A 25,598-nucleotide genomic window follows, 5' to 3' on the forward strand; every position below is an offset into this window, starting at 1 on the left:
AACGCAGGTGGGGTCGGCTGATGCCCCGGCGATACGGGTGCCGGTCGGGGAAGACTCGGAACGCTGGGCCAGCCGGGCGACGAGCCGACGGGTGCTGCTCGTCGTGCACAATGTCACTTCGGCAGGCCGCCTGCTGGATGTGCTGCCGCTGTTCCACGACGACTTCCGGGTACAACTCCTGGTCACCTCGACCGAGTCATCCGCGTTTCAGGCCGGAATCGGCGAGTTGTTCACGGAGTTGGGTCTGCCCGTGCTGCCCTGGGAGCAGGCGTTGGCGACACCGGTGGCCCTGGCGATCGCCGCGAGCTTCGGCGGGCAACTCCAGGGCATACAGGGCAAATTGGCCGTCCTGTCGCATGGAGTCGGATACACTAAGAAGCTAAGCGAGCCGCGAGCCGCGAGCCGCGAGCCGCGAGCCGCGAGCCGCGAGCCGCGAGCCGCGAGCCGCGAGCCGACATTCGGCCTGTCGCCGGAGTGGCTGCTGGCGGACGGCAAGCCCTTCGTGGACGGCCTCGTCCTCTCACACCCGGAGCAGCTGGAGCGGTTGCGGCGGGTATGCCCGGAAGCCGAGAGGGCATCCGTACTCGCCGGCGACCCCTGCTTCGACCGCATGCTGGCCGGGCGTTCCCACCGGGAGCGGTTCCGCCGCGCCCTGGGTGTGCGCCAGGGACAGCGTCTCGTCGTACTGAATTCCACGTGGAATCCCGAGAGTTTGTTCGGAAACGGGGGCGGCGAGGACGTCCTGCCGAGCCTGCTGCCCCGGCTCACCTCCGAGCTGCCCACTGACGACTACCGGCTGGCGGCCGTGCTGCATCCGAATATCTGGTACGGACACGGACCGGGGCAGATACGCGTCTGGCTGGACCGGGCGCGCCGCGGCGGACTGGCACTGATCGACCCCGTGCACGCGTGGCGACAGGCCCTTCTGGCGGCGGATGTCGTTCTGGGGGATTTCGGGGCGGTGTCCTACTACGCCGCGGCGTTGGACATCCCCGTGCTGCTCGCGTCCGCCGCACAGGACAGGCTGGACCCGGAGGCGCCGCTCGCGACGTTCGTCCAGGAGGCCCCCCGGCTCGACCCGCACGGACCGCTGCGAGACCAGCTGGAGGGCCTGCTCGCCCGGCACCGCCCGTCGGCCGCAACCAGTCCGGCGGAGTACGTCAGCTCGGCCCCGGGCGCGTCGGCGGCACTGCTGCGGAGGCTCTTCTACCTGCTCATGGATCTGCCAGAACCCGCGGCCCCGGCGCTGCTGGAGCCGCTGCCGCTGCCGCCGTACGATCCCCCACCGCGTACGGCCCCTCTGAACGTCCGTACGCGCGTCCGGGGAGCGGATGTCACGCTCGAGCGCTCCACGGGGCACCCGTACGACGCGGTCGGCGAGACGCACCTCGCCGTGCACGAGGACACCCGGGACCCCGGCAGCCTGGCGCCGGCTGATGTGATCTTCCGTGCGGGGCGGCCGGACGACCCCCGCTTGGGCGGCCCGGAGGAGTGGACCGCCGAGGTGCTGCGCCGGTATCCGCACTGCTCGCTCGCCGTGTACGTGACCGGCCCGCACAGCTGTGCCGTGCGTGACCGGGAGCACGGCGTGCTACGGCTGTCGGCGGGCCCGGGAGCGGACGCCGATCCGGCGGCCTACGCCTCCGCGCTCCACGCGTGGCTGGCGGGCGGCGGTGCGGTGGCGCCGGGCGGGACGACGCTCCGGGTGCACGCGGCCGGCCGCGTGCACCCGGTGACCGTGACTCCCGCTACTCCGCCTGCTGGGCCGTCTCGCAGCGCAGCCGCAGACGGGCCAGGTAGCCCAGGTGCGGAGTGGCCTTTTCCGGCCTGAGCAGGCGCTCAGCCTCAGCGATCTTCGTCAGGGCCGCGGAGTCCTCACCGGCGTCGTGCAGCGTCTCGGCGAGGTCCGTGAGGGTACGGGCCTGGTTGTACGCCTCTCCCCGCTCCGCGAAGAAGTCCCGCGCGGCCTCCAGGCGACGGCGGGACTCTGTCAACTGTCCCAGGCCGCGCAGGGCACGTCCCTGGTGACGCCCGATCAAGGCGAGGGCGCGCGGAAGGTCCCCGGCACCCTCCTGGCCGGGGGTGATCCGCCGGTAGACGCCCTCCGCCTCGACGAACCGCTCGTACGCCGCCTCGTACCGCCATCGGTTCAAGCACAACAGGCCCAAGAACTCCACGGACGACGCCTCGCCCCGTAAGTGGCCCGCGGCTCGCTCGCAGGCGACGGCGGCGCGCACCGCGTGATCGGCCTCCTCCCACTGCCCCATCTCGCCCAGGCAGTGGCCCAGTTGGAAGTGCAGGGCACCCGCCATGCTGGAACGCGGCTGGTGCTCGTCGGCGCACCGGGCCGCGATCCGCAGGGCGGGCAGCACCTCGTCCCAGTGTCCGGCCTTCAGCTGAAGTGGCCACAGCGCACGGGCCAGTCGCAGCGCCGTGTCGATGTGCTGGTACTCGTCCGCCACCGAGACCGCCCGCACCAGGTTCCCGGCCTCGGCCAGCAGGGCCGCCATGCCCTCGGCCGCCCCACGGAACGAGGGCCCCCGCGCGGGTGCGGGCTCGGTCCGCCAGCTCTGCGGAAGGGCCGCGTGAGCGGCGTGCAGCGATCGGTTCAGCAGGCCGTCGAGCACCCGTGACACCGCCGCGAAGCACTCCGGGATCCCGTGCTCGGGTCCTGCGGCGTCGGCCAGATGGCGGCGCACCTCGGGCCGGAAGCGGTAGCGTCCGTCCCCCACCGGCTCCGCCAACTGCGCGTCCGCAGCCGCGGCGAGCATCCGGGCGGCCTCCTCCTCGGGGACGGCGGCGGCGTCCGAGGCCAGCCGGGCATCGATCGCGGGCCAGCCGCCCAGCGCGGTCAGCCGGCACAGCCGGGCCGTCTCGGGCCCGAGACGGCGGCACGCGTCCCGCGTCGTAGACAGCACCGGATGGTGCCCCGCGGGCTCGTCGGACGGATCCGGGAAGGCGGGTTCATCGGTCAGCAGGCGCATCGCCGCCGCCTTCAGGGCGAAGGCGTTGCCCGCGCAAGCGTTCAGCAGGTCGGGCATCCGCGGCTTGGCTCGCGCGACCCTGTCGGGCCCGGCCACCTTCCTCAGCATCCTCAAGCCGTCCCGCTCGCTCAGCGGTGGGACGGCGATGCGCTCCGCCTCCAGCGCGAACGGCGGACCGGACGCGACCACCAGGAGAAAGACCTCCGGCGTGGCCGGAACGAGGTTGCGGACCTGCGCGACCGAGGACGCGTGGTCGATCGCCACCAGCGCCCTGCGGCCCGCCGTCAACCGCCGATAGAGCTGTTCCCGCCCCGCCTCGGTGGGCGGGATCCGCTCGGGCTCGACGCCCATGTGCCGCAGCAGGCGCGGCAGGACGGCGGCCGGTTCCAGCCCACCGTCTCCGGCGGCGTCGCGGAGGTCGACATAGAACTGCCCGTCGGGGTACCGCGCGACCTGGGCGGCGCCCCAGTGCAGGGCCACCGCGCTGGTGCCGATGCCGGGCGGACCGTGCAGCAGCGCGACCCGTGGCCGCCCGCCGGCGGCACGGGTCGCCTCCCGCTTCAGCCGCTTGAGGACGGCCTCGCGGTCGGTGAAGTCCCGCGTGGCGGGCGGCAGTCCCGCCCCGGGGCGCAGCGCCACCGCCGCGTCCGGCAGGCTCCGCAGCAGAAGGGCCCACTCGCCGGAGCGTCGGCCGTCCTCACTCAGGCGCGGATGCATCTGGCGCGCCAGCGCCTCCCACCCCTCCGCGGTGACCGGCAGCGGCGTCTCCCGGCCCAGGGTCCGTCTCACCAGCGCACCCGTCGACAGGAGCACCTGCTTGCCGACTTCTCCGGCCGCGCCGTTCCCCACCGCCGCAAGGAATGCGGTGAGCGCGCCCACCGTGACGATCTCGATCACACCGGCCCCTCCCCTGGTCCCGGTCCGGTCCCTGGCCGGACTGTATCCCCGCGGTGTCTGCCCGGGAAAACCTTTCGGCCTCGGTGATCTCGTACCACGCGGGGCGGGCCCAGAACGTGCCGCGAGGCGAGGTCGGATGTCACACTCCGGCGGGCTGCCCTGTCGTACCTGCGCAAGCCATTGCCAGCACAGGTACGACACGATGGAGAGCCCGCCATGGCCCGTATCCCGCTCACCCCGCCCAGCACCCTGATAAACCGCATCGGCGCCTGGTACTCCCGGCGTACCTACGGCAAGGTGCTCGACCCCGGTCTGGCCGTCGGCCACAATCCGCGGGTGCTGCTCACCTACGTACGGCAGGAGCGCGGCGCCGCCAAGTGGAACCGCCTCGACCCGGGCCTCAAGCACCTCGCGGTCATGGCCGCGGCGGCCAGGATCAACTGCTCGTGGTGCATGGACTTCGGCCACTGGGAGGCCGGCAACCTGGGGCTCCCGATGGACAAGATCTCCAAGGTGCCGCGGTGGCACGACCACGAGGACGCCTTCACCGAGCTGGAGCTGCTCGTCCTGGAGTACGCCGAAGCGATGACCGAGACCGAGCCCCGCGTGACCGACGAGCTCGCGGCCGCCCTGATCGAGCGGCTCGGTGAGGCGGCGTTCGTCGAACTCACCGCCATGGTCGCCCTGGAGAACTACCGCTCGCGCGTCAACAGCGCCTTCGGTCTGACCAGCCAGGGCTTCTCGGACACCTGCGAGGTACCGTCGCAGGCGTGATCGACACGACCACCTTCGAAGAGCACCGGCGGATGCTGTTCGGCATCGCGTACCGCATGCTCGGCTCCGTCGCCGACGCCGAGGACGTGGTGCAGGACGCCTGGCTGCGCTGCAGTCAGGTGTCCACGCCGGTGGAGAACCCGGCGGGCTATCTGACCCGTACGGTCACCAACCTCGCGCTCAACCGGCTCACCTCGGCCGCCGCCACCCGCGAGCGGTACGTCGGACCCTGGCTGCCCGAGCCGCTGATCACCCGGCCGGACGTCGGCGAGGAGGTGGAACTGGCCGAGTCGGTCTCGCTCGCCATGCTCGTCGTCCTGGAGAGTCTCTCGCCCTTGGAACGGGCGGTCTTCGTGCTCAAGGAGGTCTTCGGCTTCTCCTTCCGGGAGATCGCCGGAATGCTGGACCGCGGCGAGGCGGCCGTACGGCAGGTGGGCAGCCGGGCCAGGGCCCATGTCCAGGCCCGGCGACCGCGTTACGACGCCCCGGCGGAGGTGCGGCGGCAGGTCACCGAGGAGTTCCTGGCCGCGTGTCTCGGCGGCGACCTGAACCGCATGATGGAGCTGCTCGCCCCCGATGTGACGGCGTGGAGCGACGGCGGCGGCAAGGTGAAGGCCGCCCTCCGCCCGCAGCGGGGCGCGGACAAGGTCGCCCGTTTCCTCGCCGCCGTCATCGCCCAGCCGATGGACGACCCCCAGGTGCGCGCGGTCGACGTCAACGGCCGGCCGGGACTGCTGCTCACGGTCGCGGGCCGCCCGGACACGGTCGCCTGTGCGGAGGTCGAGGACGGGCGCATCACGGAGATCCGCATCATCCGCAACCCGGAGAAGCTGCGGCACCTGCCGCCGCCGTAGATCCCTGGGGGCACCGCACACCGGCGAACAGGTCGTCCTCGGGTGTCGCGACGTCGACGCCGACGCCAACGCCGACGCCGACGTGGGACCGGGCCAGGTGGTAGTCCTCAGTGGGCCAGACCTGCCGCTCGACGTCACGGTCGTGAAGCATGAACCCGGCGTTCGGGTCGATCTGCGTGGCATGCGCGAGCAGCGCCCGGTCCCTGGTCGCGAAGTACTCCGCGCACGGCACCCGTGTGGTGATCTCCAGCCCCGCCCCGGGCAGTTCGGCCAGCACCTCCCGCATGCCCGAGTCCATGCCCCGCGCGGTCATGGCGTCGTGCAACGCCTGGAACCACGGCCGCGACAGACCGCCCTGGTAGTACAGCTTCAGGGGTCGCCAGGGCGCGCCCGACTCGGGACGGCGCCCGGCTTCCCCGGTCTCCCCGGCCTCCTCCCCCGCCGCGTCGAAGGCGGCGACCGTCACCTGATGGGTCCTGATGTGATCCGGGTGCGGATAGCCGCCGGTCTCGTCGTACGTGACGACCACATGCGGCCGGAAGCTCCGCATCAGCCCCACCAGGCGCCCGGCCGCCTCCGCCAGCGGCGCGAGCGCGAAGCAGCCCTCGGGCAGCGGCTCGCCCGGCCCCGGGAGCCCCGAGTCGACGAACCCCAGGAAGTGCTGCCGTACGCCCAGGATCCGGCGGGCCTCGGCCATCTCGTCCCGCCGGATCGCGGCGAGGTTCTCCCGCACACCGGGGCGGTCCATGGCGGGGTTGAGCACATCGCCACGCTCCCCTCCCGTGCAGGTGACCACCAGCACCTCCACCCCCTCGGCGGCGTATTTGGCCAGCGTGGCGGCGCCCTTGCTGGACTCGTCGTCGGGGTGGGCGTGCACGCTCATCAGACGCAGGTTCAAAGCGCTCCTGGGGATGGCTCGTGGTGACTGAGTGACTGAGTGACTGGATGGCTGGGTTACTGGGTTACTGGGGTGGCTGGGTTACTGACGAACAAAAAATAGTCCGAGCCCAAAATTAGGTCAAGCACAATCTTAGAACCGCCCATGCGAAGATGGGGCCATGACAGCAGGACTGCGTGAGCTGAAGAAGCGGCAGACGCGCCAGATGATCTCCGACACCGCGACCCGGCTCTTCATGGAGCGCGGCTTCGAGGCAGTGACCATCGCCGAGATCGCGACGGCCGCCCAAGTGGCCAAGATGACGGTCACGAACTACTTCCCGCGCAAGGAAGACCTGGCCCTCGACTACCACGAGACCATCACCACCGCACTGGCCCGGACCGTCGCGGACCGCCCGACCGGCGAATCCGCCCTGACCGCGCTGCGCCGCGCATACCTGGCCGCGGTCGAACGTCACGACCCCGTCGTCGGCTTCTCCAGCCCGGAGTTCGCGCGCATGCTCGCCGACAGCCCCACCCTGACCGCCAGACTCCGCGAACTCCACGACCAGCGCGAAGAGGCCCTGGCGGACGCACTCACCACCGCCACCGCACCCACCCCCGACGACCCCACCCCCCGGGCCGCCGCAGCCCTCCTCACCGCCGCCCACCGCACCCTGTTCCACCACGTCCAGGCCCTGACCCGCACAGGCCACCCCAACGAGGAAATCGCCACCACGGCAGCCCGCTCAGCCGAGAAGGTCTTCGACCTGCTGGAGCCCTCCCTGGGCGACTACGCGGTGCGCTGAGCCGTCAGAGCCGACCGACGATCGACCCGCACCGGAAACGGGACCGCGACCGCGACCTCACCCCTTCCGACGGCCTCCGCCGCGGCCGGAGCGTTCGGCGCGCATCAAGCGGAAGCCGGGGTGAACGCCGGGGCTGAGGCCTTGCCGGTCCGCCAGCCGCCGCAGCAGGCCGGTCAGTTGATCCCGCTCCTGCTCCGAGAGGCCATCGGTCATCCGGCGCTCGTGGTCCGCGCCCACCTTCCGCAGCCCTGCCAGCAGCTTCCCGCCCTCATCGGTCAGATGAACCGCGTACAGCCGCCGGTCGACGGGGTTCCTGCGGCGCTCGATCAGCCCGCGCTCCTCCAGTTCGTCGGCGAACGCGACGAACCGGCTCGGCGGCATGCCCAGGTCGTCGGCGAGTTCGCGCTGACTGCGGCCGGGCGAGTCGGCCAGCAGCCGGAGCAGGCCGCCCTGCGGCGGGGTCAGGTCCAACTCGGCGAGGCGTTCGGCGAACAGCTCGGCGGCGTGGGCGCCGAGCTGGGCGAGCAGGAAGGCGGCACCGGTCGGGCCCGGTGGCCGTTCACCTTCATTGGTCATTCCCATGCAGACATCATACCCGCTTGACAATCGTTTCAGACTGTAATCATTATCCTTCGTATCGGCTGCCTGAAACCGACCCAACGGAGGAGAAGCCATGTCCAGCACGACCCCCCGGACGTCCCCCACCCCTTCCACCACCCCGTCCACCCGGACCGCCCCCGCCGAGCACACCCCCGGCCGCCGCCCGCAGGGCGGGCCTCCGCTGCTGGCGCCCGTGCTCGCGTTCGCCGTCCTGACCATCGGCTACGTCGTCGTCAACAGCTCGACCCCACGCCCCGACGCCTCCGGCAAGGAGGTCCTGAAGTACGCGCGGGACAACGGCAGCACCATCGAGCTCGGTTCGCTCCTGCTGTTCGCCTCGGCCACGCCACTGGCTCTGCTGGCGGCGGTGCTCTACCGGCGGCTGCGAGCGCTGGGCATCACCGCGCCGGGCTCGGCGATCACGCTGGTGGGCGGGGTGCTGGCGTCCGTGGCGCTGACCGGCAGCGCGCTGTTCGGCTGGGCCGGCGGCCGTCTGCCCATGGACGCCGATCCGGCCCTGGCCCGCGCACTGGCCGACCTGTCGTTCCTGTCCGGCGGTGTCGCCTACTCGGTGACGTTCGCGATGCTCGTCTCCGGCATCTCGGTGACCGGGCTGCTGACCCGTCTGCTGCCCCGCCCGCTCGCCTGGACCGGGCTGGCGCTGGCCGCCGCGGGCATGGTCTCGCCGCTCTCGCTGATCGCGGACCCGTTCGGCTACCTGCTGCCGGTCGTCCGCTTCGGCGGCCTCATCTGGCTGGTCATCACCGCGTTCCTGCTGCCCCGCACCCGCCCGTCCCGGCACCAGTGAGCGCCGGACGCGCGGACACACCGAGGGCCGCACAGGGCGCAGGCCCGTTATCCACAGGAACATGAAGTCCCTTGTACGTGACCGCCGTTCGACTTAGCGTGACGGATCACGGGCAGCGTTGAGGGGGAGACGGGGCGTGGCGATCTGGATGGCGCTTGCGTCGGTATGGGCCGTGCTGCAGCTGTTGCTGCTGTCCTGGCCGGTGCGGACGGTGCGGTGGCCGACGGTGCTGCTCGCCTTCGGGGTGGGCGCCTACGGCTGCGGGGTGCTCTCGATGGCGCTGGAGCTCGTGGCGGCACGGCAGTTGGCCACCGCGAGGGGGACGTCACTGTCGGCCGTCATGGACGTGGTGTCGTGGACGACGGCTCCGGTGGTGGAGGAGCTGATCAAGATCGCACCGCTCCTGATCGCGGGGTGGGCGCTGCGCGGGCGGATGCAGTGGGGCCTGGCGGACTTCGTGGTGCTGGGCGGGGCCGCCGGTGCCGGATTCGGTCTGCTGGAAAAGCTTCTGATGTACGCCAGGAGAAACTGGCTCAAACTTCATCAACCCTGCGTGGTGGATCTATTTCCTCACGGCCTCCTGGGGTAGACCCAAGATGCCGCATCACCCACGCCGATATTCCGACAACTCTTGACGAATGGAGGGCGGGGTGCGGTGCCTCAGATGGCCGGGAACTCTCCGCTGCGCACTGCACTCGTGAACGAAGTCCACGCCTCCACGGGGAAGACGAGGGCGGGGCCTGCCGGGTGTTTGCTGTCCCGGACGGGCACGACACCGGCAGTGGTGGCTATGGAGGGCGCGAATTCCACGCACTCACCTTCGTTGCCATTGCTGTAGCTGGACTTGACCCACTCAGCACGGGACAGGTCGAAGGCAATCCTCATCGGGCGTATTCCTCCATCACTTTACGGATCATGGACAAGGACTGATCGGGATGCAGAGCGGCAGCCCGCAGCCGTTCGTAAGTGGCCGTCGCGTTTGCCACCCTCTCCGGTGAATCGATCAGTTGGCCTGCCATCGCCGTGTCCGCGTAGGCGACATTCGGCCCTTCGTCGAACGTCAGGAGCGTGAAACTCTCTGCCGCCGGGGATGCTCCCACCGCGAACGGTAGTACTTGAAGGGTGATATGCGGAGACTCCGCCTCCTTCAGAAGGTGGGCGAGCTGTGCGGCCATGGCCTCGGGGCCACCCACCGCAGTCCGTAGGCACGCCTCGTTCAGGACGCTCCAGAGCAGCGGAGGTGTGCCCTTCTCCATCACCTCGTGCCTCCGCAATCGCCGCTCGACCTTCGCGTCGATTTCGTTGACTGTCGCCCGGGGATGCGCGGCCTGGAAGACCTCCCGCGCGTACTCGGCTGTCTGGAGCATGCCCATGACCAGCGCCGCCGAATAGTTCGAGATGCCGGTCGCCTGCCGCTCCAACTGCACGTACGGCACGAACCAGTCCGGATAGCCATGCTGGCTGGCCCGCTTCCGCAGGCGCGCGAACATGCCCGGCGTGCCGAAGACCCGATCGCACGCGTCGGCGAACTCGGGGCTGGCCAGGCGCTCACCAGCCTCCACCTTGGCCACATATTGCTGCCCGTAGTTGGCCTTCAAGCCCAACTCCCGCTGGCTCAGCTCCGCCCGCATCCGCCAGGTCCGTACCTCGGCTCCTAAGAACGCCGCCCCGCTGGACGGTTCCTGGCCTTCCCTGACCTCACTCACCTGTGGTTCTCCCCTCACCCCAAGCCTCTTGGTGTGCCCCGATCCCTGCTGCGCGCCGCCCCGCAGGGCAACGCTGGGAGTACACAGAGTGATTAAAGCTCGCAAGACACATCCAGGTCAGGAAGAACCCCCCATGGTGTTTCCCTCCGAAACACATCACCGAATCCACCCGACATCGCGTCGCGGACCGGGTCACCCGCGAGATACGGGAAGTGGCGCGGCGACGCGGCTGGGTGTCGGTGGACCCGGCCGAGCCGACGGCGGGAGCGACTCCGTACGTCCTCTTCTGCGGGGCGCTCCCCGGAGATCTCGCACGACGCAAACAGGCACCCACACGCACACCCACCGGAGAGTGACCGTTGAACGACACCTGCCCCACCTGCCGCCACTACGCGGCGCTGCGCGAACAGGCCAAACAAGCCGGGGACTACAGCAAGGCCACCGACTACGAGGTGCTGCGCCGACGCCACCCCGCCCACACCGTCCACATCCCCCGGCAGCCCGAAGGACGAGCCCTATGAACCACAACTGTCCAGTTCCCGCCACCGGCCAGGTGGCGTACGACCCGGCCAGTGGCCGTACCAGTGTGGTGCAGGCGGTGCACAGCGTCGCCGAATTGCGCTTCGACCACCGGATGACCAGCGATCCCGTCGCGTTCCTGAGGCCGGAGCGAGGCGGGGTCGAGTGGACGGCCGACGCCGGGGCCCTCCGTTTCCCGGCGGACGGGGAGGGCGGCGCACAGCACCCGCACGCGCCGTAACCGTGATCAGTGCGGTCCGCGCCCCGGCGACGTCATGTGACCTCCCGGGGGACAGTGCCCGGTCAGGGGGGCGTGGGCGCCGGGAAGGACGGTCCCACGGGTACCCCGCACCGGGCTCGCCACCGCGCCCCCACCACCACGTCGGCTCCCGGCTCCCGGCCGTGTATCGAAACAGCCCGCCGCCGCGTTTCCAGAACCTCGGACCGCGGATCGGGGAGACGCGCCGCCCGCCGGGGTGGCCAGCGCCGTGACGCCGCCACTCTCCGGTGGCGCCTCCGTCCGGTGTGGCACTTCCCTCCGTCCCGCGCGAGGGAGGACCCATGGATCCGTCCGCCGACGCCTCCGGCCCCGCCGAGCCCCACCCGCTGAGCGGGAGCGAGCGGCGGGAGTACGAGCGGCTGCGCTCGGCGGCGGCCGTACGCCACCGGCGGCTTCGCCATGCGGGCGGGTGTGTCCTGCTCGTGCTGGCGATCCTGCTCTCCCCGCTCGCCGTCGTCGCCACTTGGCTGCACGAAGAGATCACCGACCCCCACCGGTATGTCCGGACCGTCGCCCCGATCGCCAGGAACCCCGGTGTCCAGTCCACCGTCACCAACCGACTCACCAAACGCGTGGTCGACCGGGTCGACGTGCCCGCCATCACCGCCCACCTCGCCAGGAACCTGGACAAGACCGGAGCCCCGACCGTCGTCGTGGACGGCACCCGGATGCTCGGCCAGCCGCTGGAGAGCGCCCTCACCAACGCCGTGCACCGCGTGGTCCACAAGGTGATCACCAGCGAGCAGTTCCCGTTGGTGTGGGACGCGGCCAACCGCCGCGCCCACGCCGCCGTCGTCAAGGTCCTCACCGGTGAGGGCACCAGCGCGGTCCAGGCCCGCGGGAACGCGATCGTCCTGGACATCGGCACCCTCATCGACAACGTCAAACAGCGCCTCGTCCGGGCGGGCTACGAGAAGGCCGCCAAGGTCCCGCACATCGACCGGCAGTTCACGCTGGTGCGGACGGACAAGCTGGACGAGGCACAGGGCGCTATGCGTCTCCTCGACGTCCTCGGCACCTGGCTGCCCGCCGTGACGATCGTGCTCGCGGCGCTCGCCGTGTGGGTCTCCCCCGCACATCGGCTCACGCTCCTGGCCGCCGGGGTCGGTACGGCGGTGATGATGATCGCGCTACTGGTCGGCCTGGCCCTGGTGCGCGGCGGCTACCTGGACTCCGTCCCGCCCACGACCCTGCCCCGGGGCCCGGCGGCCTTCATCTTCGACACGCTCGTACGCTTTCTGCGCGAAAGCACCCGCACCCTTCTCGTCGTCGCGATCGTCACCGCGCTCGCCGCGTATCTGTACGGCCCCGGGCGCGGGGCCCGCGTCGTGCGCTCGGCCGCGGCACGCGGCACCGGCGCCATCGGCCGGGGCCTGGCCCGAGCCGGAGCCCGCACCGGGGGGTTCGGCCACTGGCTGGACACCCATCGGGCCTGGACCACCGGGGTGGTGATCACGGGCGGCGCGCTGGCCCTGGTGCTGTGGAACCACCCCACTCCGGCGTCCGTCGGGCTCGTCCTCGGCATCGTCGTGGGGGTCCTGGCGCTACTCGGCATCCTCGCCGGGGCGTCCGGGCCGACGGCGAACGGCCGCAAGGCGGGCGGGCCCACGGCGAACGGCCCCGCCGCCGACGGCCCCGCCGCGGCCGGCCGTCCCGGGCATCCCTGACGGCCGGGCGGTATGTCATGAGGGCACCGCGGACGCTGTGGGAGCGCGTCACGACCGCGGTCGGCGGCGGCCCGGCCGCCCGGTTCCTGGAGCGGCTGGTGGCGGTGAACGCGCTGGAGGCCGCCACCCGGCTGGCGGCCCAGGCGTTCCTCACCGCCCTCCCCCTGCTGATGGCGGTGGCGGCCTTCGTCCCCGACACGCTCCAGAACCTCCTGGCCGACTCCCTGCGGTCGGTGGTGGGCGTGCGCGGTGACGTCCTCGACGAGGTACGCCGTACGTTCACCACCCGGGGAACGGCCAAGAACACCTCGGGGATCGTCGGACTGCTGGTCGCCCTGGTGTCCGCGACGGCGTTCAGCAGGGCGCTCCAGGCGATCTGCGAACGGTGCTGGGAGCTGCCCAGAGCGGCGGTGCGCGTCACGGCGTGGCGCTGGCTGCTGTGGCTGCTCGTCTGGCTCGCGGTGCTCCTCGTCCAGGCGCCGGTACGCAAGGGGTTCGGTACGGGCGTCGTCTCCGGGCCGGCGGTGGCCTCGTCGGCCTGGTACGCACGGACCATCCGCCCGCCGCGGGGACGGGAGCGCCCCTGAGTTGGGCGGCATCACAGGGCCCGGGGGATGGACAAACCCTCGGGTCCGCTTCTCCTCCCGCCCGCCCCCTCGGCGTGGCACCGAACGGCTGCGGATCGAGATCCCGTCCCAGTAGGGTCCTGCGTACGAGAGGGGGAATAACACCCGTGTATTCACCCGTTCTTGACCCGAGGTAGGCGCCATGCTGCACGGCATCGACGTGAGTTCGCACCAGTCCACGTTCGACGCGGACGGACTGGCCTTCGTCTTCATCAAGGCCACCGAAGGCCGGTCGTACATCAACCCGAAGCAGACCTCTCAGGCGTCCCGGGCGCGCAAGGCGGGATGCGTCGTCGGCTTCTACCACTTCCTGTGGCCGGGCAACATCTCGGCTCAGGCGCGCTACTTCGTCGAGAAATGCGCGTCCCAGAAGCACGATCTGCTCGCCGTGGACTGGGAGACCACCGGTTCCGGCACCCGCGCCAGCAACGCCGAGAAGGACCGGTTCATCCGCGAGGTCAAGAAGCTGCGGCCCACCCACCGGGTGATGCTCTACTGCAACCGGAACTTCTGGCTCAACTACGACACCACGTCGTACGCCGGCGACGGCCTGTGGATAGCGGACTACGTGACGGCTGGCAAGCCGCGCATCAAGGCGAAGTGGCGGATCCACCAGTACACCGACCGCCCGCTGGACAAGGACGTGGCGAACTTCTCCAGCAAGTCCGCGCTCCAGGCCTGGGCCGACCCCAGCCGGGCGGCGCTCACCGCCGATGAGGAGGCGGAGGACGTGGCGGACGTCCACACGGCGGAGGACGGGGCGGACGAGACCTGACCGGTCCCGGGCCCCTCGGGGCGTTGTCGGTGGGGGCGCCTACGCTGCCCGGTATGAGTTACGCAGACCTGCGCGAACTCCGCAGCGCGCTCACCACCGCGTCGGACATCGCCTTCTCGCTGGACGCCGCACCCTCCGGGCCGGAGACCGAGCTGCTCACCGACGCCCTGCGGCGGGCGCTCGCCGCGGCGGGATCGCTGACCGCCGAGCACGGTTCGACGGGCTGCCCGGAGCATCCGCGCGGGGCCGTCGATCCGCTGTACGGAGATCCGGACGACCCGCTGCCGCCCGGCTACGGCCGCTGCCTGCTGTGCAACGACCGCAGACGGCGGGCCGGCGCACAGCGGCGCGGCTGGCGCTGAACGCGCCGGCCGCGCCGCCGTCCGTACGGCCTGTTTCAGGCGGTCTTCTCGCCGCTCTTGTTCTGGGCCGCCCAGAACTCGTCGAAGGTGAGCAACCCGTCACCGTTGGCGTCGTGGGCGTTGATGACGGCCTGGGCGACGGGCTCCGTGACATACGGGTCCCCCAGCTGCGCCATCACGCTCTTGTACTCGGCCGCGGTGATCTGGCCGTCACCGTTGAGGTCATACCGCTCGAACGCCTTGCGCGCCGCCTCGATGTCCGCCACCTGTTCCGCCCCTTCCATGCGTTTCTTGACCCGCACAGATTAGCGGGCGGGGGTGGCCGGTTCGTCCCGGCCGTGTCACGGCGCGCTCGGCGTTCGGTGCGCGGCGCACGTAGCGCACGTGGCGTACGAGGCATACGCCGCGGTGCGCGGCTTCGGACTCCGCGCGGTGAGCGGCCTCAGACTCCGCGGTGTACCCGGCTCCCTCCGTTGACCAGGCTCATATAGCGGTCCCAGTCCCACAGCGGGCCGGGGTCGGTGTGGTCGGTGCCGGGGACCTCCACATGGCCGATGATGTGGTCGCGGTTCTTGGGGATGCCGTAGCGGTCGCAGACGGCCGCGGTCAGGGCGGCGGACGAGGCGTACATCTCGTCCGTGAACCACTTGGGGTCGTCCACCCAGCCCTCGTGCTCGATGCCGATGCTGCGGTTGTTGTAGTCCTTGTTGCCCGCGTGCCAGGCGACGTCCTTCTCCCGGACGAACTGCCCGATGTAGCCGTCGGCCGAGGCGACCATGTAGTGGGTGGAGACCTGCTTGGCCGGGTCCTGGAAGATCTTCATCGCGTCCGGGAAGGTCTCCTGCGTCACATGGATGACGATGAAGTCGATCGGATACGAGGTCGGGCGGCTGGAGACGCGGTAGTTGGAGGTGGAGGCCGGGATCCAGTGGGTGGGGGGATAGGCGGCCACGCGGCGGCGGCGTCTGCCGTCGGCGTGGGCGGTGGTGGCCGTTGCGGCCGTGGCGGCGAGTCCGGTGGCGGCGGTGGCGAGATAGGCGCCCGAGCGGAGCAGGGCGCGCCGGGTGGAGGTGCGGCCGTGCGCTTCCATGGGGGGGTCTCCCGAATGTCGTAGCGGGGACAAAGGGGGTGACGCGTGGGGGTGTGACGCGCGTAGCGCGGTTCCATGGTGAGTGCTCGGCAGGGCCATGCCAAGGACCGACGGGCAAAGAAAGATTTCGTGTCACGGTCTGGACCACTGGAGTTTCGAAAGAATCAGGTCGACAACAAAGGAAATTTGCCGTTCTACCCGCCATTAACAAGGCAAGTGTTACACCTCACCTTGGGTTGGCTTGGAACTGCTCTATCGTCTCTGCGATAGTCGGGGCCGCGACCCCCATTGACCCGAGCGAGGTCGCTTCCCCCGAATGCCACGGCGAACACCCCTTTCGCGCCATGGCCGGGGACGGAAGGGGCCCCCATGTCGTCGGTGCGCGACGACACCGGGGCCCCTTTCACGCTCTTTCACGCTCCGCGTGCGGTCCGTATCGGCACACGAACGATCAATTTTCGGCCACTCGCATCTCGAACCAGGTCGTCTTGCCGCACGGCAGCAGATCGACGCCCCACCGCTGGGAGAGCTGGTCGACCAGCATCAGCCCGCGTCCGCTGGTGTCCAGCTCCGCCACCGGCATCAGACACGGCAGCCCCCGGGACGGGTCGCGAACCTCGACCCGGATCCAGCCGCGCCGCCGCAGCATCCGCAACCCGAAGGTACGGGCGCCGGTGTGCCGCACGGCGTTGCCGACGAGCTCGGAGACCAGCAGCACCGTGTGCTCGGCGAGCTGAAGGCCCAGCCCCCAGTCCCGCGCCACCACGAATCCGGCCATCCGGCGGGCGGTCCCCGCGGACTCGGGGCGGGAGGGCAGCCGCACCTCCTCGCACGCGGGGTTCCCGAAGAGGTCAAGCACTCTGAGAGCCAGGTCGTCCTCGACGGACGGCGCCCCCCGCACCGCAGCCGTACCAGTGCGCTGCTGCGGCTGCTCCATTCCCTCCAAGCCCGCCATGCCCCCCATCATGGCCGCCCAAAAGGCCATCCGGGGCGGAACCATGGGATTCCGAACACCGGAGCCCCAGGCTCCATAAATCCGATCCGACATATGCCAAGGGCAGTTGGGGAACCGCAACACCCCATCTGACCAGCGATGTCACCGCGCGTACGCGTGATCACCCAGCGTACCGGACCGGGTCAGTCGAGGGCCGATCGTTGGCGAAGAAAATTCGCTCGCACGGGGCATACGCGGCTCCACGACTCGGCCGGGGTGGCTTGGCGAACCCCGGCCGAGTCGATCGGAACCGGTCGGGTGTCAGCGGAACGTGGCCTTGCCCGGCCCGTCCTCGACAAAGCTGCGCATCCCGGTCTCCCGGTCCTCGGTGGCGAACAGCCCGGCGAACCAGTTCCGTTCGATGGCGAGACCGCTGTCGAGGTCCGTCTCCAGCCCCCGGTCCACCGACTCCTTGGCCGCGCGCAGCGCGATCGCCGGGCCCTTGGCCAGCTTCGCCGCCCAGGCGTGGGCCTGCTCATAGACCTCCTCGGCCGGTACCACCCGGTCCACCAGGCCGATGGCGAGCGCCTCGTCGGCCTTCACCTGACGGCCCGTGAAGATGAGGTCCTTGGCCTTGGCCGGACCGACCAGCCGGGCCAGCCGCTGGGTGCCGCCCGCGCCCGGGATCAGACCGAGCAGGATCTCGGGCTGGCCGAGCTTGGCGTTCTCCGCGGCGATCCGGAAGTCGGCGCACAGCGCCAGCTCACAGCCGCCGCCCAGGGCGTAGCCGGTGACGGCGGCCACCACGGGCTTGGGGATCCGGGCCACGGCGGTGAAGGACTCCTGGAGGTCACCGGAGCGGACCACCATCGCGGCGTGGTCCATCTCCCGCATCTCCTTGATGTCCGCGCCGGCCGCGAACACCTTCTCACCGCCCCAGATGACCACCGCGCGCACGTCGTCGCGGCGGGTCACCTCGGCCGCGAGCTCCCGCAGCCGGTCCTGGGTGGCGGTGTCGAGCGCGTTCATCGGGGGGCGGTCAAGGCGGAAGGTGGCAACGCCGTCGGCAACCTCGAGGTTCACAGTCATGAGCGCAGGTTAGCGCCCGCTAACACGGGAGCGGAGGGCCGGGGGTGGGTGCCGGGTACCGGCGCCGACGGTGCCGGGAGGGATGCCGGGGCGGCTTCCCCGGCGCGGCGCCGGGACGCCCTCGACAGGGCGCCCGGACACCGGCCGAGGTCACGCCTTCCACTTCTCCCAGGACATGTTCCAGCCGTTGAGCCCGTTGTCCGGCTGGACGGTCTCGTCATGGGAGTTCTTCACGATGACCACATCGCCGATGATCGACTTGCGGAAGAACCAGGACGCCGGGGTGGAGGAGTCCCCTCCGCCGCGCTGGTCGAACAGGCCCACACAGCCGTGGCTGACGTTGGCCGAGCCGAACGTGGGCCGCCCCGCCCAGTAGTTGCCGTGGATGAAGGTGCCGGAGGTCGACAGCCGCATGGCGTGCGGCACGTCCTTGATGTCGTACTCCCCGTCGAAGCCGACCGTGGCGCCGTCCATCCGGGTCACCGGATGCTTCTCGCTGATCACCATCTTGCCGTTGTAGGTCTCGTGGCCGGGCGCGCCCGAGGTGATGGGGATGGTCTTGATGGTCCTGCCGTCCCGCTTGACCGTCATCTTCTTGGACTTGGCGTCGACGACGGAGACCTGGCTGCGGCCGATGGTGAACGTCACGGACTTCCGCTGCTCGCCGTACACCCCCGGCCTGCCCTCGATCCCGTCGAGGTCCATGCGGAGCGTCACCTTGGTGCCGGGCTTCCAGTACTCCTCCGGCCGGAAGTCCAGCCGGTCGTTGCCGAACCAGTGGCCCTCGATCGGCACCGACGGCGAGGCGCTGACCTTTATCCCCTTCTCCACGTCCGCCGGGTGGGTGATGCCGCGGGTGAAGTGGAGCGAGACCGGCATGCCGACGCCGACCGTCGTGCCGTCCTCCGGGGTGTAGATGCCCACGAAGGTGTTCTTGGGCCGGAGGGTGGTGAAGGTGGTGTGCTCGGCCGTGGTCAGACCGTGCGCGTCCTTGGCGACCGCGTCCACGGTGTAGGTGGTGTCCGAGCGGAGGTGGGCGCCGGGCCGCCAGCTCTTCCCGCCCTGGGCGATCTTCCCCTCGACCGCGGTGCCCTTCGCGTCCTTGACCTTGACCGAGGACAGGGTGCCCTTCGCCGAGGTGACCTTCAGCGCACCGCTGGTGTCCACGCCCTTGGCGCCGTCCTTCGGCGCGATGGTCACCACGGCCCGGGAGGTCTTGGGCCGGTCGCCCTTGCCGTCCTTGCCCTTCTCACCGTCGTCGGAGCCACCGCCGCCGCACGCGGCCACCGCCATCAGCAACGCCCCGAGCAGCAACGCGAGAAGCCCCTTGCGGCCGCCCCGCTCCGCCCCCGGTATCCGCCGCACCGTCACAACAGCTCTCCCCTCCCCAGGGCCGCACCCCCGCGGCAACCCCGATCACGCGCAGGCGTGCCTGGCGATAGGTAATCACACGCCGCCGACAGTGGACTCCCCCCGATGGTCACGTTTCAGTCCCGGGCCGGAGGGGTTCCACGATGATCGGCCGGTGGCGGTAGCGGAAAACGTGCGAGTCGGCGGGATTACGGGCAGAACAGCTGGGAGGGCGCGGGCCGGGCCGTGCGGGACGGGACACCGCGGGCCCACCGGCCCGCCATGAGGTGCTGCCCGCCTCCCTCCCACGGGGCGGAGGCGGTTGGCCGCGAGCCGCGGAGGCCGATGTGTCCAGCGCAGCCGAGCAGGAGACGCGTACCGCCCAGCAGGCGACGCGCGACGGCACCCCCGTACGCCCCTCGGCGACGGCGGTGGGGCACCCCGTCGGCCACCGCGCCCCGGCCGTCGCTCCGCGCCGCGGCCGGACCACCGCCCCCGCGGCGGGCCCCGCCGTCCTGCCGGGCGGCCCGGAGCCGCTCGGCGCCCGCCCCTGCCGGGGGCCTGACGGGGCGTGGGGGACCAACTTCGCGCTGTGGGCCGGCGGCGCCGAGGCCGTCGACCTCTGTCTGTTCGACGACGACGGCCAGGAGCTCCGCTGTCCGCTCACCGAGCTCACCCACGAGGTCTGGCACGGCTTCGTCCCCGGTGTGCTGCCCGGCCGCCGCTACGGCTACCGCGTGCACGGCCGCTGGGACCCCTGGACCGGCGCCCGCTGGAATCCGGCGAAGCTGCTGCTGGATCCGTACGCCCGCGCCGTGGACGGGGACTTCGCACTGCCTGCGGAGGTCTACGGACATGTGCGGGACTGGCCGCAGCAGCATGTGGCGGACACCGTACGGGACGATCGCGACTCCGCCCCGTACGTCCCCAAGGGCGTGGTCATCGGCGACGACGCGCCGGACGGCGCGCCCGACGAGTGGGCCGAGGACCGGCGGCCCAAGACGCCCTGGGCCGAGTCGGTGATCTACGAGCTCCATGTGCGCGGCTTCACCATGCGCCACCCCGGGGTGCCGCCCGAGCTGCGCGGCACCTACGCGGGGCTGGCGCATCCGGCGGCGGTCGGGCATCTGACCCGGCTCGGGGTCACGGCGGTGGAGCTGCTGCCGGTGCATCAGTTCGCCCATGAGGACCATCTGCTGCGCCGGGGCTTACGAAACTACTGGGGCTACAACTCCATCGGCTATTTCGCGCCGCACGCCGGATACGCGGCCGGCGGCACCCGGGGCCAGCAGGTCGCGGAGTTCCGGCGCATGGTGCGGGCCCTGCACACCGCCGGGATCGAGGTGATCCTCGACGTCGTCTACAACCACACCGCCGAGGCCGATGAGCTGGGCCCCACCCTCTCGCTGCGCGGTGTGGACAACCGCGGCTACTACCGGCTGCAGCAGGACCCGCGTCGCTACGCCGACTTCACCGGCTGCGGCAACACCCTCAACGTCCTCCAGCCGCAGGTGCTGCGGCTGATCACCGACTCGCTGCGCTACTGGGTCACCGAGATGGGCGTGGACGGCTTCCGCTTCGACCTGGCCAGCGCGCTCGCCCGCGCCGCGCACGGCGTGGACATGCTCTCGCCCTTCCTGGCCGTGATCGCGCAGGATCCCGTACTGCGCCGGGTCAAACTGATCGCGGAGCCGTGGGACGTGGGCGCCGGCGGCTATCAGGTGGGCGCCTTCCCACCGCTGTGGGCGGAGTGGAACGACCGCTACCGCGACGCGGTGCGGGACTTCTGGCGCGGGGCGCTGCCCGATGTCCGCGATCTGGGCTACCGGCTCTCCGGCTCGAGCGATCTGTACGAGCGCCGTGGCCGCCGCCCGTACGCCTCGGTCAACTTCATCACCGCGCACGACGGTTTCACCCTGCGCGACCTGGTCTCGTACGAGCGCAAGCACAACGAGGCCAACGGGGAGGGCAACCGCGACGGCTCGCCCGACAACCGCGCCTGGAACTGCGGCGCCGAGGGCGCGACCGACGACCCCGGGATACGCGCGCTGCGCCGCCGCCAGCTGCGCAATCTGCTGGCCACCCTGCTGCTGTCCACCGGGGTGCCGATGCTGGTCGCGGGCGATGAGCTGGGCCGCACCCAGGGCGGCAACAACAACGCGTACTGCCAGGACAACGAGACCGGCTGGCTGGACTGGTCGCTGCTGGCGGACCCCGGCTGGCGCGCCCTGACCGAGCTCACCGCCCGGCTGATACGGCTGCGCCGGGCCCATCCGGTGCTGCGCCGCCCGGCCTTCTTCTCCGGTCTGGCCCGGCCCCCGGAGGGGCTGCGCGACCTGGCGTGGTTCACCCCGCACGGCACCGAGATGACCGAATCCGACTGGTACGCCCCCACGACCGCCCTGGGGGCCTATCTGTCCGGCCGCGAACTGCCCCAGCGCGATCCGCACGGCGCCCCGGTCACCGACGACAGCTTCCTGGCGCTGCTGCACGCGGGTCCGCGGCCGGTCTCCTTCACCCTGCCCGGGCGGCCCTGGGCCCGGGGGTACGAGCTCCTGCTGGACACCGCCCGCGAGGAGCAGGACGCGCCCCCGGGCACACTCCTCGCGGCGGGCGCGCCCATCGAGCTTCCGGAGCGCTCGGTCCTGCTGCTGCGCGCCCTCACCCCCGTGGACCTACGCCAAAAAACCGAGTGAGCACTGTCAGTGGCGGACCGTAGTCTCCCCACTGATGGCTGTGACGAGTGAACCCCGCGCCCAGGAAGGCGGTGCCGCCCCGCGGCACCGCTCCGCCACGCGTTCGCTCCTGCGGCTGTGGCCATATGTGCGCCCGGTGCGGGCGCGGCTGTTCGGCGCGGCCGCGGTGGCGGTCGTCGCCTCCTGTATGGGGCTGGTCATCCCGCTGGTCCTCAAGTGGATGGTGGACGGGCCGGTGGCCCACCGGGACCCGGGCGGGGTCTGGCTGGGCGGTGCGCTGCTGCTCGCCCTCGGCACGGCCGAGGCGGCGCTGTTCGGGCTGCGGCGCTGGCTGGTGGGGCGGCCGCTGGCGTCCGTCGAGGCCGCGATGCGGGCCGATCTCTACCGCCATCTGCAGCGGCTGCCGGTCTCCTTCCACGACCGCTGGGCCTCCGGGCAGCTGCTGTCGCGGGCCACGACCGATCTGATGCTGCTGCGGATGTTCCTGGCCTTCCCGCTCACCTTCCTGGTGGTCAACGGGGTGACCATCCTGGCCGGGTTCGCCATTCTGCTGTCCCAGGAGTGGACGCTGGGCCTGGTCCTGGTGATCCCGGCGGTGCCGCTGGTGATCCTGTGCTCGCTGTTCGAGACGCGGTACGCGACGGTGGCCCGTACCGTGCAGGACCAGACCGGCGATCTGACGACGGTCGTGGAGGAGGGCGTGCTGGGCGTCCGGATCGTCAAGGGCTTCGGCCGCCACCGTAGCCAGGCCCGCGCCTTCCGCGCGCTATCCGAGCAGGTCCGCTCCACCGAGCTGCACAAGGCGCGGCTGCTGGCCACGCTCTGGGCGCTGATCATGACCCTGCCGGAGCTGGCGATCGGCGCGGCGCTGGTGCTGGGCACGGTGCGGGTGGCCGACGGCGATCTGTCGGCGGGCACGCTGGTCGCCTTCCTCTCCACCGCCCTGACGCTGCGCTGGCCGGTGGAGTCCCTGGGCTTCCTGCTCGCCATGAGCCAGGACGCGGCCACGGCCACCGACCGCTATTTCGACGTCATGGACGCGGAACCGGCCACGGCCGCCGACCGGCTTCGGGCCGCGCCTTCGCGGGAGCGCGGCCGAGAGCAGGAGCGCGGCCGAGAGCAGGAGGGCGGGCAAGAACGGGAGCGCGGCCAAGGGCGGGAGCGCGGCCAAGGGCGGGAGGGCGAGGGCGGGCTGCGGTTCGAGGGGGTGGAGTTCGCCTACGCGGACGCGCCGCCCGACGAGCCGCCCGTGCTGCACGGGGTCGATCTCCACATCCGGCCCGGCGAGACCATGGCGCTGGTCGGGGCGACCGGTGCCGGGAAGACCACCCTCACCGCCCTCGTCCCCCGGCTCCATGAGGTCACGGGCGGTCGGATCACCCTCGACGGCCGGGACATCACCGCCCTCTCCCGGGAGGAGCTGCGCGCCCTGGTGGCCGTCGCGTTCGAGGAGCCCACGCTGTTCTCCGCCACCGCCGGGGAGAACGTCCTCATGGGCGCCGCCGACGCCGGGACGGAGGAGCTGCTGCGGGCCTTGAAGGTGGCGCAGGCCGACTTCGTGCACGCCCTGCCCGAGGGCACCGACACCGAGGTCGGCGAGCAGGGGCTGAGCCTGTCCGGCGGTCAGCGGCAGCGGCTCGCGCTGGCGCGGGCCGTCGTGGGCGGCCCCCGGTTCCTGGTGCTCGACGATCCGCTGTCCGCCCTCGACGTACACACCGAAGCGCTGGTGGAGGCGGCGCTGCGGCGGGTGCTGGCGTCCACGACCGCGCTGGTCGTCGCCCACCGGCCGTCCACCGTGCTGCTCGCCGACCGGGTCGCGCTCCTCTCGGGGGGCCGGATCGCCGCCGTCGGCACCCATCAGCGGCTGCTGCGGGAGAGCGCGGAGTACCGCTCGCTGATGTCCGGGCAGGAAGCCGAGGAGGGGGAGAGAAGCCCATGACCACGGTCGAGGAGGAGCGGGAGAGCGCGGACGACTGGGACGACGAGGACGGGGGCCGGGCGGCGGCGTCCGGCGACCGGTTCGACCGCGATGTCCTGCCCGTGCCCAAGGGCGCGTCGCTGGCCCTGCTGCGCTCGCTGCTCTCCCCGCGCCGGCGGCGGGTGTGGCTGGCGACCGTCCTGCTGCTGCTCCAGCAGGCCACCGTCCAGGCGGGTCCGCTGCTCGTGGCGTACGCCATCGACCGCGCCGTGCCCGCCTACCGCGACGGCGGCCACGGCCCGCTGATCGCCGTCGGCGCGGGCTATCTGGGCTGTGCGCTCGCCTCCGGAGCGCTGCAGTACGCGTTCATCCGCGCCTCCGCCCGGATCAGCCAGGACGTGCTGCTGGATCTGCGCGGCCGGATCTTCCGTCACGCCCAGGCGCTGAGCGTGGACTTCCATGAGCGGTACACCTCCGGCCGGCTGATCTCCCGCGCCACGACGGACGTCGAGTCGCTGCGCGAACTGCTCATCGAGGGCCTGGAGGAGCTGCTCGGGGTCGCCCTGTCGGTGGTCTACATCTCCATCACGCTGCTGTATCTGGACTGGGGTCTCGGCGCGGCGGCGGTGCTCTCCTTCTGGCCGCTGTATCTGCTGATCCGCTCCTTCCGGCGCCGCTCCATGCGGGTGTACCGCAAGCGGTCGACGGCCATCGCCGCCGTCATCGTGACGTTCACCGAGACCATGAACGGCATCCGCCCCGTGCAGGCGTTCCGCCGCGAGCGCGCCAACGACGCGCGCTTCGGCGAGCAGAACCACCGCCATGAGCGCGCCAACGGGGACGCCATCCTGGAGATGGCCCGCTATGTGGTCAGCTCCCGGCTGGTCGCCAACGCGGCGGTGGCCGCCATCGTGCTCTGGGGCGCCTACCGGGTGGCCTCCGGATCGCTCGCGCTCGGGGTGCTCGCCGCGGCCGCGCTGTATCTGCGCAGGCTGTACGACCCGATCGACCGGCTCGGGATGTTCCTCAACTCCTACCAGTCGGCGGCCGCCTCACTGGAGAAGATCGCGGGCCTGCTGGCCCAGCGCCCCTCCGTGCCCGAGCCCGCCGACCCCAAGCCGCTGCCGCCGCGCCCGACGAAGGCCCCCGGCCGGGAGGTGGTCTTCGACGGGGTGCGCTTCGCCTATCGCACCGGCGGCGAGGTGCTGCCCCGCTTCGACCTCACGCTGCCCGCCGGGCAGACGGTCGCGGTGGTCGGGGCCACCGGCGCGGGCAAGTCCACCCTGGCCAAGCTGCTGGCCCGCTTCTACGACCCCAGCGAGGGCCGGGTGCTGCTCGACGGGGTGGATCTGCGCGATCTGGCCATGCCCGAACTGCGGCGCGGTGTGGTCATGGTGACGCAGGAGGCGTTCCTGTTCTCCGGCACGGTCGCCGACAACATCACCATCGGCCGCCCCGACGCCACCCGCGCCGAGATCGAGCAGGCGGCCAAGGCGATCGGCGCGCATGACTTCATCGCCGCGCTGCCCGACGGCTACGACACGGACGTGCGCAAGCGCGGCGGGCGGATCTCCGCCGGTCAGCGCCAACTGGTGGCGTTCGCCCGCGCGTTGCTCGCCGATCCGTCCGTCCTCATCCTCGACGAGGCCACCTCCTCCCTCGACATCCCGGGCGAGCAGGCGGTGCAGCGCGCCATGGACACGGTGCTGCGCGGCCGTACGGCGGTCGTCATCGCCCACCGGCTGTCGACCGTCGAGACGGCCGACCGGGTGCTGGTCATGGCCGACGGCCGGATCGTCGAGGACGGCCCGCCGGACCGGCTGATCGCGGGCGAGGGCCGGTTCGCGGCGCTGCACCAGGCGTGGCGGGACAGCCTGGTGTGAGGCGGGCGCCGGATTTGATGCGAGGCGGGCGCCGGGTGCGGCCCGGGGAGTCGCGGCCTGGTAATCCGTGACCCGGTAATCGCGGTAATCCGTGACCCGGT

General features: G+C 71.5%; 25 protein-coding genes. 15 read left to right on the forward strand and 10 right to left on the reverse strand.

What is annotated here, in order from left to right; translation table 11 throughout:
- Nucleotides 1–7 precede the first annotated feature (7 nt).
- Complete coding sequence (locus LIV37_RS16565) at nt 8–1,831, forward strand: hypothetical protein (protein ID WP_254807105.1); 1,824 nt, start codon at nt 8–10, stop codon at nt 1,829–1,831.
- Here the strand turns inward: LIV37_RS16565 and LIV37_RS16570 are convergent.
- Nucleotides 1,749–3,881, reverse strand: coding sequence for an ATP-binding protein (locus tag LIV37_RS16570; protein ID WP_020868271.1), 2,133 nt, complete (start codon nt 3,879–3,881; stop codon nt 1,749–1,751). The genes LIV37_RS16565 and LIV37_RS16570 overlap by 83 nt on opposite strands.
- A gap of 216 nt (nt 3,882–4,097) precedes the next feature.
- Here LIV37_RS16570 and LIV37_RS16575 point away from each other — a divergent pair, with 216 nt between their 5' ends.
- Together LIV37_RS16575 and LIV37_RS16580 are read left to right on the forward strand one after the other, a co-directional pair.
- Nucleotides 4,098–4,655, forward strand: coding sequence for a carboxymuconolactone decarboxylase family protein (locus LIV37_RS16575; protein WP_020868272.1), 558 nt, complete (start codon nt 4,098–4,100; stop codon nt 4,653–4,655).
- Nucleotides 4,652–5,509, forward strand: a complete 858-nt coding sequence (locus LIV37_RS16580) for an RNA polymerase sigma-70 factor (RefSeq protein WP_020868273.1) — start codon at nt 4,652–4,654, stop codon at nt 5,507–5,509. Before LIV37_RS16575 ends, LIV37_RS16580 begins: the two co-directional genes overlap by 4 nt.
- Here LIV37_RS16580 and mca read toward each other — a convergent pair.
- Nucleotides 5,466–6,392: a mycothiol conjugate amidase Mca gene (gene mca, locus LIV37_RS16585; RefSeq protein ID WP_167525806.1), complete on the reverse strand. Its 927-nt coding sequence runs from the start codon at nt 6,390–6,392 to the stop codon at nt 5,466–5,468. The genes LIV37_RS16580 and mca overlap by 44 nt on opposite strands.
- Before the next feature lie 175 nt (nt 6,393–6,567).
- On the opposite strand from mca, the gene LIV37_RS16590 reads away from it, so the two are divergent.
- A complete protein-coding gene (locus tag LIV37_RS16590; RefSeq protein WP_121824866.1) occupies nt 6,568–7,194 on the forward strand; it encodes a TetR/AcrR family transcriptional regulator in 627 nt (208 codons plus the stop codon).
- A gap of 57 nt (nt 7,195–7,251) precedes the next feature.
- Here the strand turns inward: LIV37_RS16590 and LIV37_RS16595 are convergent, their stop codons facing one another.
- Nucleotides 7,252–7,776 (reverse strand): MarR family winged helix-turn-helix transcriptional regulator, encoded by a 525-nt coding sequence (locus tag LIV37_RS16595; RefSeq protein ID WP_202979605.1) that lies wholly within the window; start codon nt 7,774–7,776, stop codon nt 7,252–7,254.
- Nucleotides 7,777–7,867: 91 nt separating this feature from the next.
- Between LIV37_RS16595 and LIV37_RS16600 the strand changes: the two genes are divergently transcribed.
- Both LIV37_RS16600 and LIV37_RS16605 read left to right on the forward strand, forming a co-directional pair.
- Nucleotides 7,868–8,602, forward strand: coding sequence for a hypothetical protein (locus tag LIV37_RS16600; RefSeq protein ID WP_020868277.1), 735 nt, complete (start codon nt 7,868–7,870; stop codon nt 8,600–8,602).
- A 136-nt stretch (nt 8,603–8,738) separates the two neighbouring features.
- Entirely contained in the window at nt 8,739–9,191 is a 453-nt protein-coding gene (locus tag LIV37_RS16605; protein WP_020868278.1) for a PrsW family glutamic-type intramembrane protease, read from the forward strand.
- A 71-nt stretch (nt 9,192–9,262) separates the two neighbouring features.
- On the opposite strand, the gene LIV37_RS16610 is transcribed toward LIV37_RS16605, so the two are convergent.
- Both LIV37_RS16610 and LIV37_RS16615 read right to left on the reverse strand, forming a co-directional pair.
- Nucleotides 9,263–9,487: a DUF397 domain-containing protein gene (locus LIV37_RS16610; RefSeq protein WP_020868279.1), complete on the reverse strand. Its 225-nt coding sequence runs from the start codon at nt 9,485–9,487 to the stop codon at nt 9,263–9,265.
- The gene (locus tag LIV37_RS16615) at nt 9,484–10,308 is read right to left on the reverse strand and encodes a helix-turn-helix domain-containing protein (RefSeq protein ID WP_243146225.1); all 825 of its coding nucleotides are present in this window, start codon (nt 10,306–10,308) and stop codon (nt 9,484–9,486) included. Before LIV37_RS16615 ends, LIV37_RS16610 begins: the two co-directional genes overlap by 4 nt.
- Before the next feature lie 359 nt (nt 10,309–10,667).
- On the opposite strand from LIV37_RS16615, the gene LIV37_RS16620 reads away from it, so the two are divergent.
- From LIV37_RS16620 to LIV37_RS16645, 6 genes are all read left to right on the forward strand, one after another.
- Nucleotides 10,668–10,829, forward strand: coding sequence for a hypothetical protein (locus tag LIV37_RS16620; protein ID WP_020868281.1), 162 nt, complete (start codon nt 10,668–10,670; stop codon nt 10,827–10,829).
- Complete coding sequence (locus tag LIV37_RS16625) at nt 10,826–11,068, forward strand: hypothetical protein (RefSeq protein WP_020868282.1); 243 nt, start codon at nt 10,826–10,828, stop codon at nt 11,066–11,068. Before LIV37_RS16620 ends, LIV37_RS16625 begins: the two co-directional genes overlap by 4 nt.
- Nucleotides 11,069–11,388: 320 nt before the next feature.
- Complete coding sequence (locus LIV37_RS16630; RefSeq protein WP_020868283.1) at nt 11,389–12,774, forward strand: hypothetical protein; 1,386 nt, start codon at nt 11,389–11,391, stop codon at nt 12,772–12,774.
- 17 nt (nt 12,775–12,791) lie between these two features.
- Nucleotides 12,792–13,361 carry a hypothetical protein gene (locus tag LIV37_RS16635; RefSeq protein ID WP_020868284.1) on the forward strand — a complete coding sequence of 190 codons (570 nt, stop codon included), beginning with the start codon at nt 12,792–12,794 and terminating at the stop codon, nt 13,359–13,361.
- Between the two features lie 181 nt (nt 13,362–13,542).
- Complete coding sequence (locus tag LIV37_RS16640; protein WP_020868285.1) at nt 13,543–14,175, forward strand: glycoside hydrolase family 25 protein; 633 nt, start codon at nt 13,543–13,545, stop codon at nt 14,173–14,175.
- A 53-nt stretch (nt 14,176–14,228) separates the two neighbouring features.
- Nucleotides 14,229–14,537: a hypothetical protein gene (locus LIV37_RS16645; protein WP_020868286.1), complete on the forward strand. Its 309-nt coding sequence runs from the start codon at nt 14,229–14,231 to the stop codon at nt 14,535–14,537.
- Nucleotides 14,538–14,572: 35 nt separating this feature from the next.
- On the opposite strand, the gene LIV37_RS16650 is transcribed toward LIV37_RS16645, so the two are convergent.
- From LIV37_RS16650 to LIV37_RS16670, 5 genes are all read right to left on the reverse strand, one after another.
- Nucleotides 14,573–14,803: an EF-hand domain-containing protein gene (locus LIV37_RS16650; RefSeq protein ID WP_121825416.1), complete on the reverse strand. Its 231-nt coding sequence runs from the start codon at nt 14,801–14,803 to the stop codon at nt 14,573–14,575.
- A 176-nt stretch (nt 14,804–14,979) separates the two neighbouring features.
- Nucleotides 14,980–15,627: an N-acetylmuramoyl-L-alanine amidase gene (locus tag LIV37_RS16655; protein ID WP_020868288.1), complete on the reverse strand. Its 648-nt coding sequence runs from the start codon at nt 15,625–15,627 to the stop codon at nt 14,980–14,982.
- Between the two features lie 451 nt (nt 15,628–16,078).
- A complete protein-coding gene (locus LIV37_RS16660; protein ID WP_121825415.1) occupies nt 16,079–16,582 on the reverse strand; it encodes an ATP-binding protein in 504 nt (167 codons plus the stop codon).
- 300 nt (nt 16,583–16,882) lie between these two features.
- Nucleotides 16,883–17,650 (reverse strand): enoyl-CoA hydratase/isomerase family protein, encoded by a 768-nt coding sequence (locus tag LIV37_RS16665; protein WP_121824864.1) that lies wholly within the window; start codon nt 17,648–17,650, stop codon nt 16,883–16,885.
- A 150-nt stretch (nt 17,651–17,800) separates the two neighbouring features.
- Nucleotides 17,801–19,021, reverse strand: coding sequence for a L,D-transpeptidase (locus tag LIV37_RS16670; RefSeq protein WP_020868291.1), 1,221 nt, complete (start codon nt 19,019–19,021; stop codon nt 17,801–17,803).
- A 326-nt stretch (nt 19,022–19,347) separates the two neighbouring features.
- Between LIV37_RS16670 and glgX the strand changes: the two genes are divergently transcribed.
- Genes glgX through LIV37_RS16685 form a run of 3 tightly spaced genes read left to right on the forward strand, consistent with a single transcriptional unit; the run spans nt 19,348 to nt 25,497 of the window.
- Nucleotides 19,348–21,696 (forward strand): glycogen debranching protein GlgX, encoded by a 2,349-nt coding sequence (gene glgX / locus LIV37_RS16675; RefSeq protein ID WP_121824863.1) that lies wholly within the window; start codon nt 19,348–19,350, stop codon nt 21,694–21,696.
- Nucleotides 21,697–21,730: 34 nt separating this feature from the next.
- Nucleotides 21,731–23,635, forward strand: a complete 1,905-nt coding sequence (locus LIV37_RS16680; RefSeq protein ID WP_020868292.1) for an ABC transporter ATP-binding protein — start codon at nt 21,731–21,733, stop codon at nt 23,633–23,635.
- Nucleotides 23,632–25,497 (forward strand): ABC transporter ATP-binding protein, encoded by a 1,866-nt coding sequence (locus LIV37_RS16685; RefSeq protein ID WP_020868293.1) that lies wholly within the window; start codon nt 23,632–23,634, stop codon nt 25,495–25,497. Before LIV37_RS16680 ends, LIV37_RS16685 begins: the two co-directional genes overlap by 4 nt.
- The last annotated feature ends 101 nt before the right edge of the window (nt 25,498–25,598 follow it).

Source organism: Streptomyces rapamycinicus NRRL 5491 (genome assembly GCF_024298965.1).
Lineage (GTDB): Bacteria > Actinomycetota > Actinomycetes > Streptomycetales > Streptomycetaceae > Streptomyces > Streptomyces rapamycinicus.

Coding starts and splice junctions, on each gene's coding strand:
- LIV37_RS16645 (WP_020868286.1), top strand. CDS start 14,229: ATGAGTTACGCAGACCTGCGCGAACTCCGCAGCGCGCTCACCACCGCG.
- LIV37_RS16665 (WP_121824864.1), bottom strand. CDS start 17,650: ATGACTGTGAACCTCGAGGTTGCCGACGGCGTTGCCACCTTCCGCCTT.
- LIV37_RS16610 (WP_020868279.1), bottom strand. CDS start 9,487: ATGAGGATTGCCTTCGACCTGTCCCGTGCTGAGTGGGTCAAGTCCAGC.
- LIV37_RS16635 (WP_020868284.1), top strand. CDS start 12,792: ATGAGGGCACCGCGGACGCTGTGGGAGCGCGTCACGACCGCGGTCGGC.
- LIV37_RS16640 (WP_020868285.1), top strand. CDS start 13,543: ATGCTGCACGGCATCGACGTGAGTTCGCACCAGTCCACGTTCGACGCG.
- LIV37_RS16575 (WP_020868272.1), top strand. CDS start 4,098: ATGGCCCGTATCCCGCTCACCCCGCCCAGCACCCTGATAAACCGCATC.
- LIV37_RS16630 (WP_020868283.1), top strand. CDS start 11,389: ATGGATCCGTCCGCCGACGCCTCCGGCCCCGCCGAGCCCCACCCGCTG.
- LIV37_RS16595 (WP_202979605.1), bottom strand. CDS start 7,776: ATGGGAATGACCAATGAAGGTGAACGGCCACCGGGCCCGACCGGTGCC.
- LIV37_RS16680 (WP_020868292.1), top strand. CDS start 21,731: ATGGCTGTGACGAGTGAACCCCGCGCCCAGGAAGGCGGTGCCGCCCCG.
- mca (WP_167525806.1), bottom strand. CDS start 6,392: ATGAGCGTGCACGCCCACCCCGACGACGAGTCCAGCAAGGGCGCCGCC.
- LIV37_RS16685 (WP_020868293.1), top strand. CDS start 23,632: ATGACCACGGTCGAGGAGGAGCGGGAGAGCGCGGACGACTGGGACGAC.
- LIV37_RS16600 (WP_020868277.1), top strand. CDS start 7,868: ATGTCCAGCACGACCCCCCGGACGTCCCCCACCCCTTCCACCACCCCG.
- LIV37_RS16655 (WP_020868288.1), bottom strand. CDS start 15,627: ATGGAAGCGCACGGCCGCACCTCCACCCGGCGCGCCCTGCTCCGCTCG.
- LIV37_RS16590 (WP_121824866.1), top strand. CDS start 6,568: ATGACAGCAGGACTGCGTGAGCTGAAGAAGCGGCAGACGCGCCAGATG.
- LIV37_RS16660 (WP_121825415.1), bottom strand. CDS start 16,582: ATGGCGGGCTTGGAGGGAATGGAGCAGCCGCAGCAGCGCACTGGTACG.
- LIV37_RS16625 (WP_020868282.1), top strand. CDS start 10,826: ATGAACCACAACTGTCCAGTTCCCGCCACCGGCCAGGTGGCGTACGAC.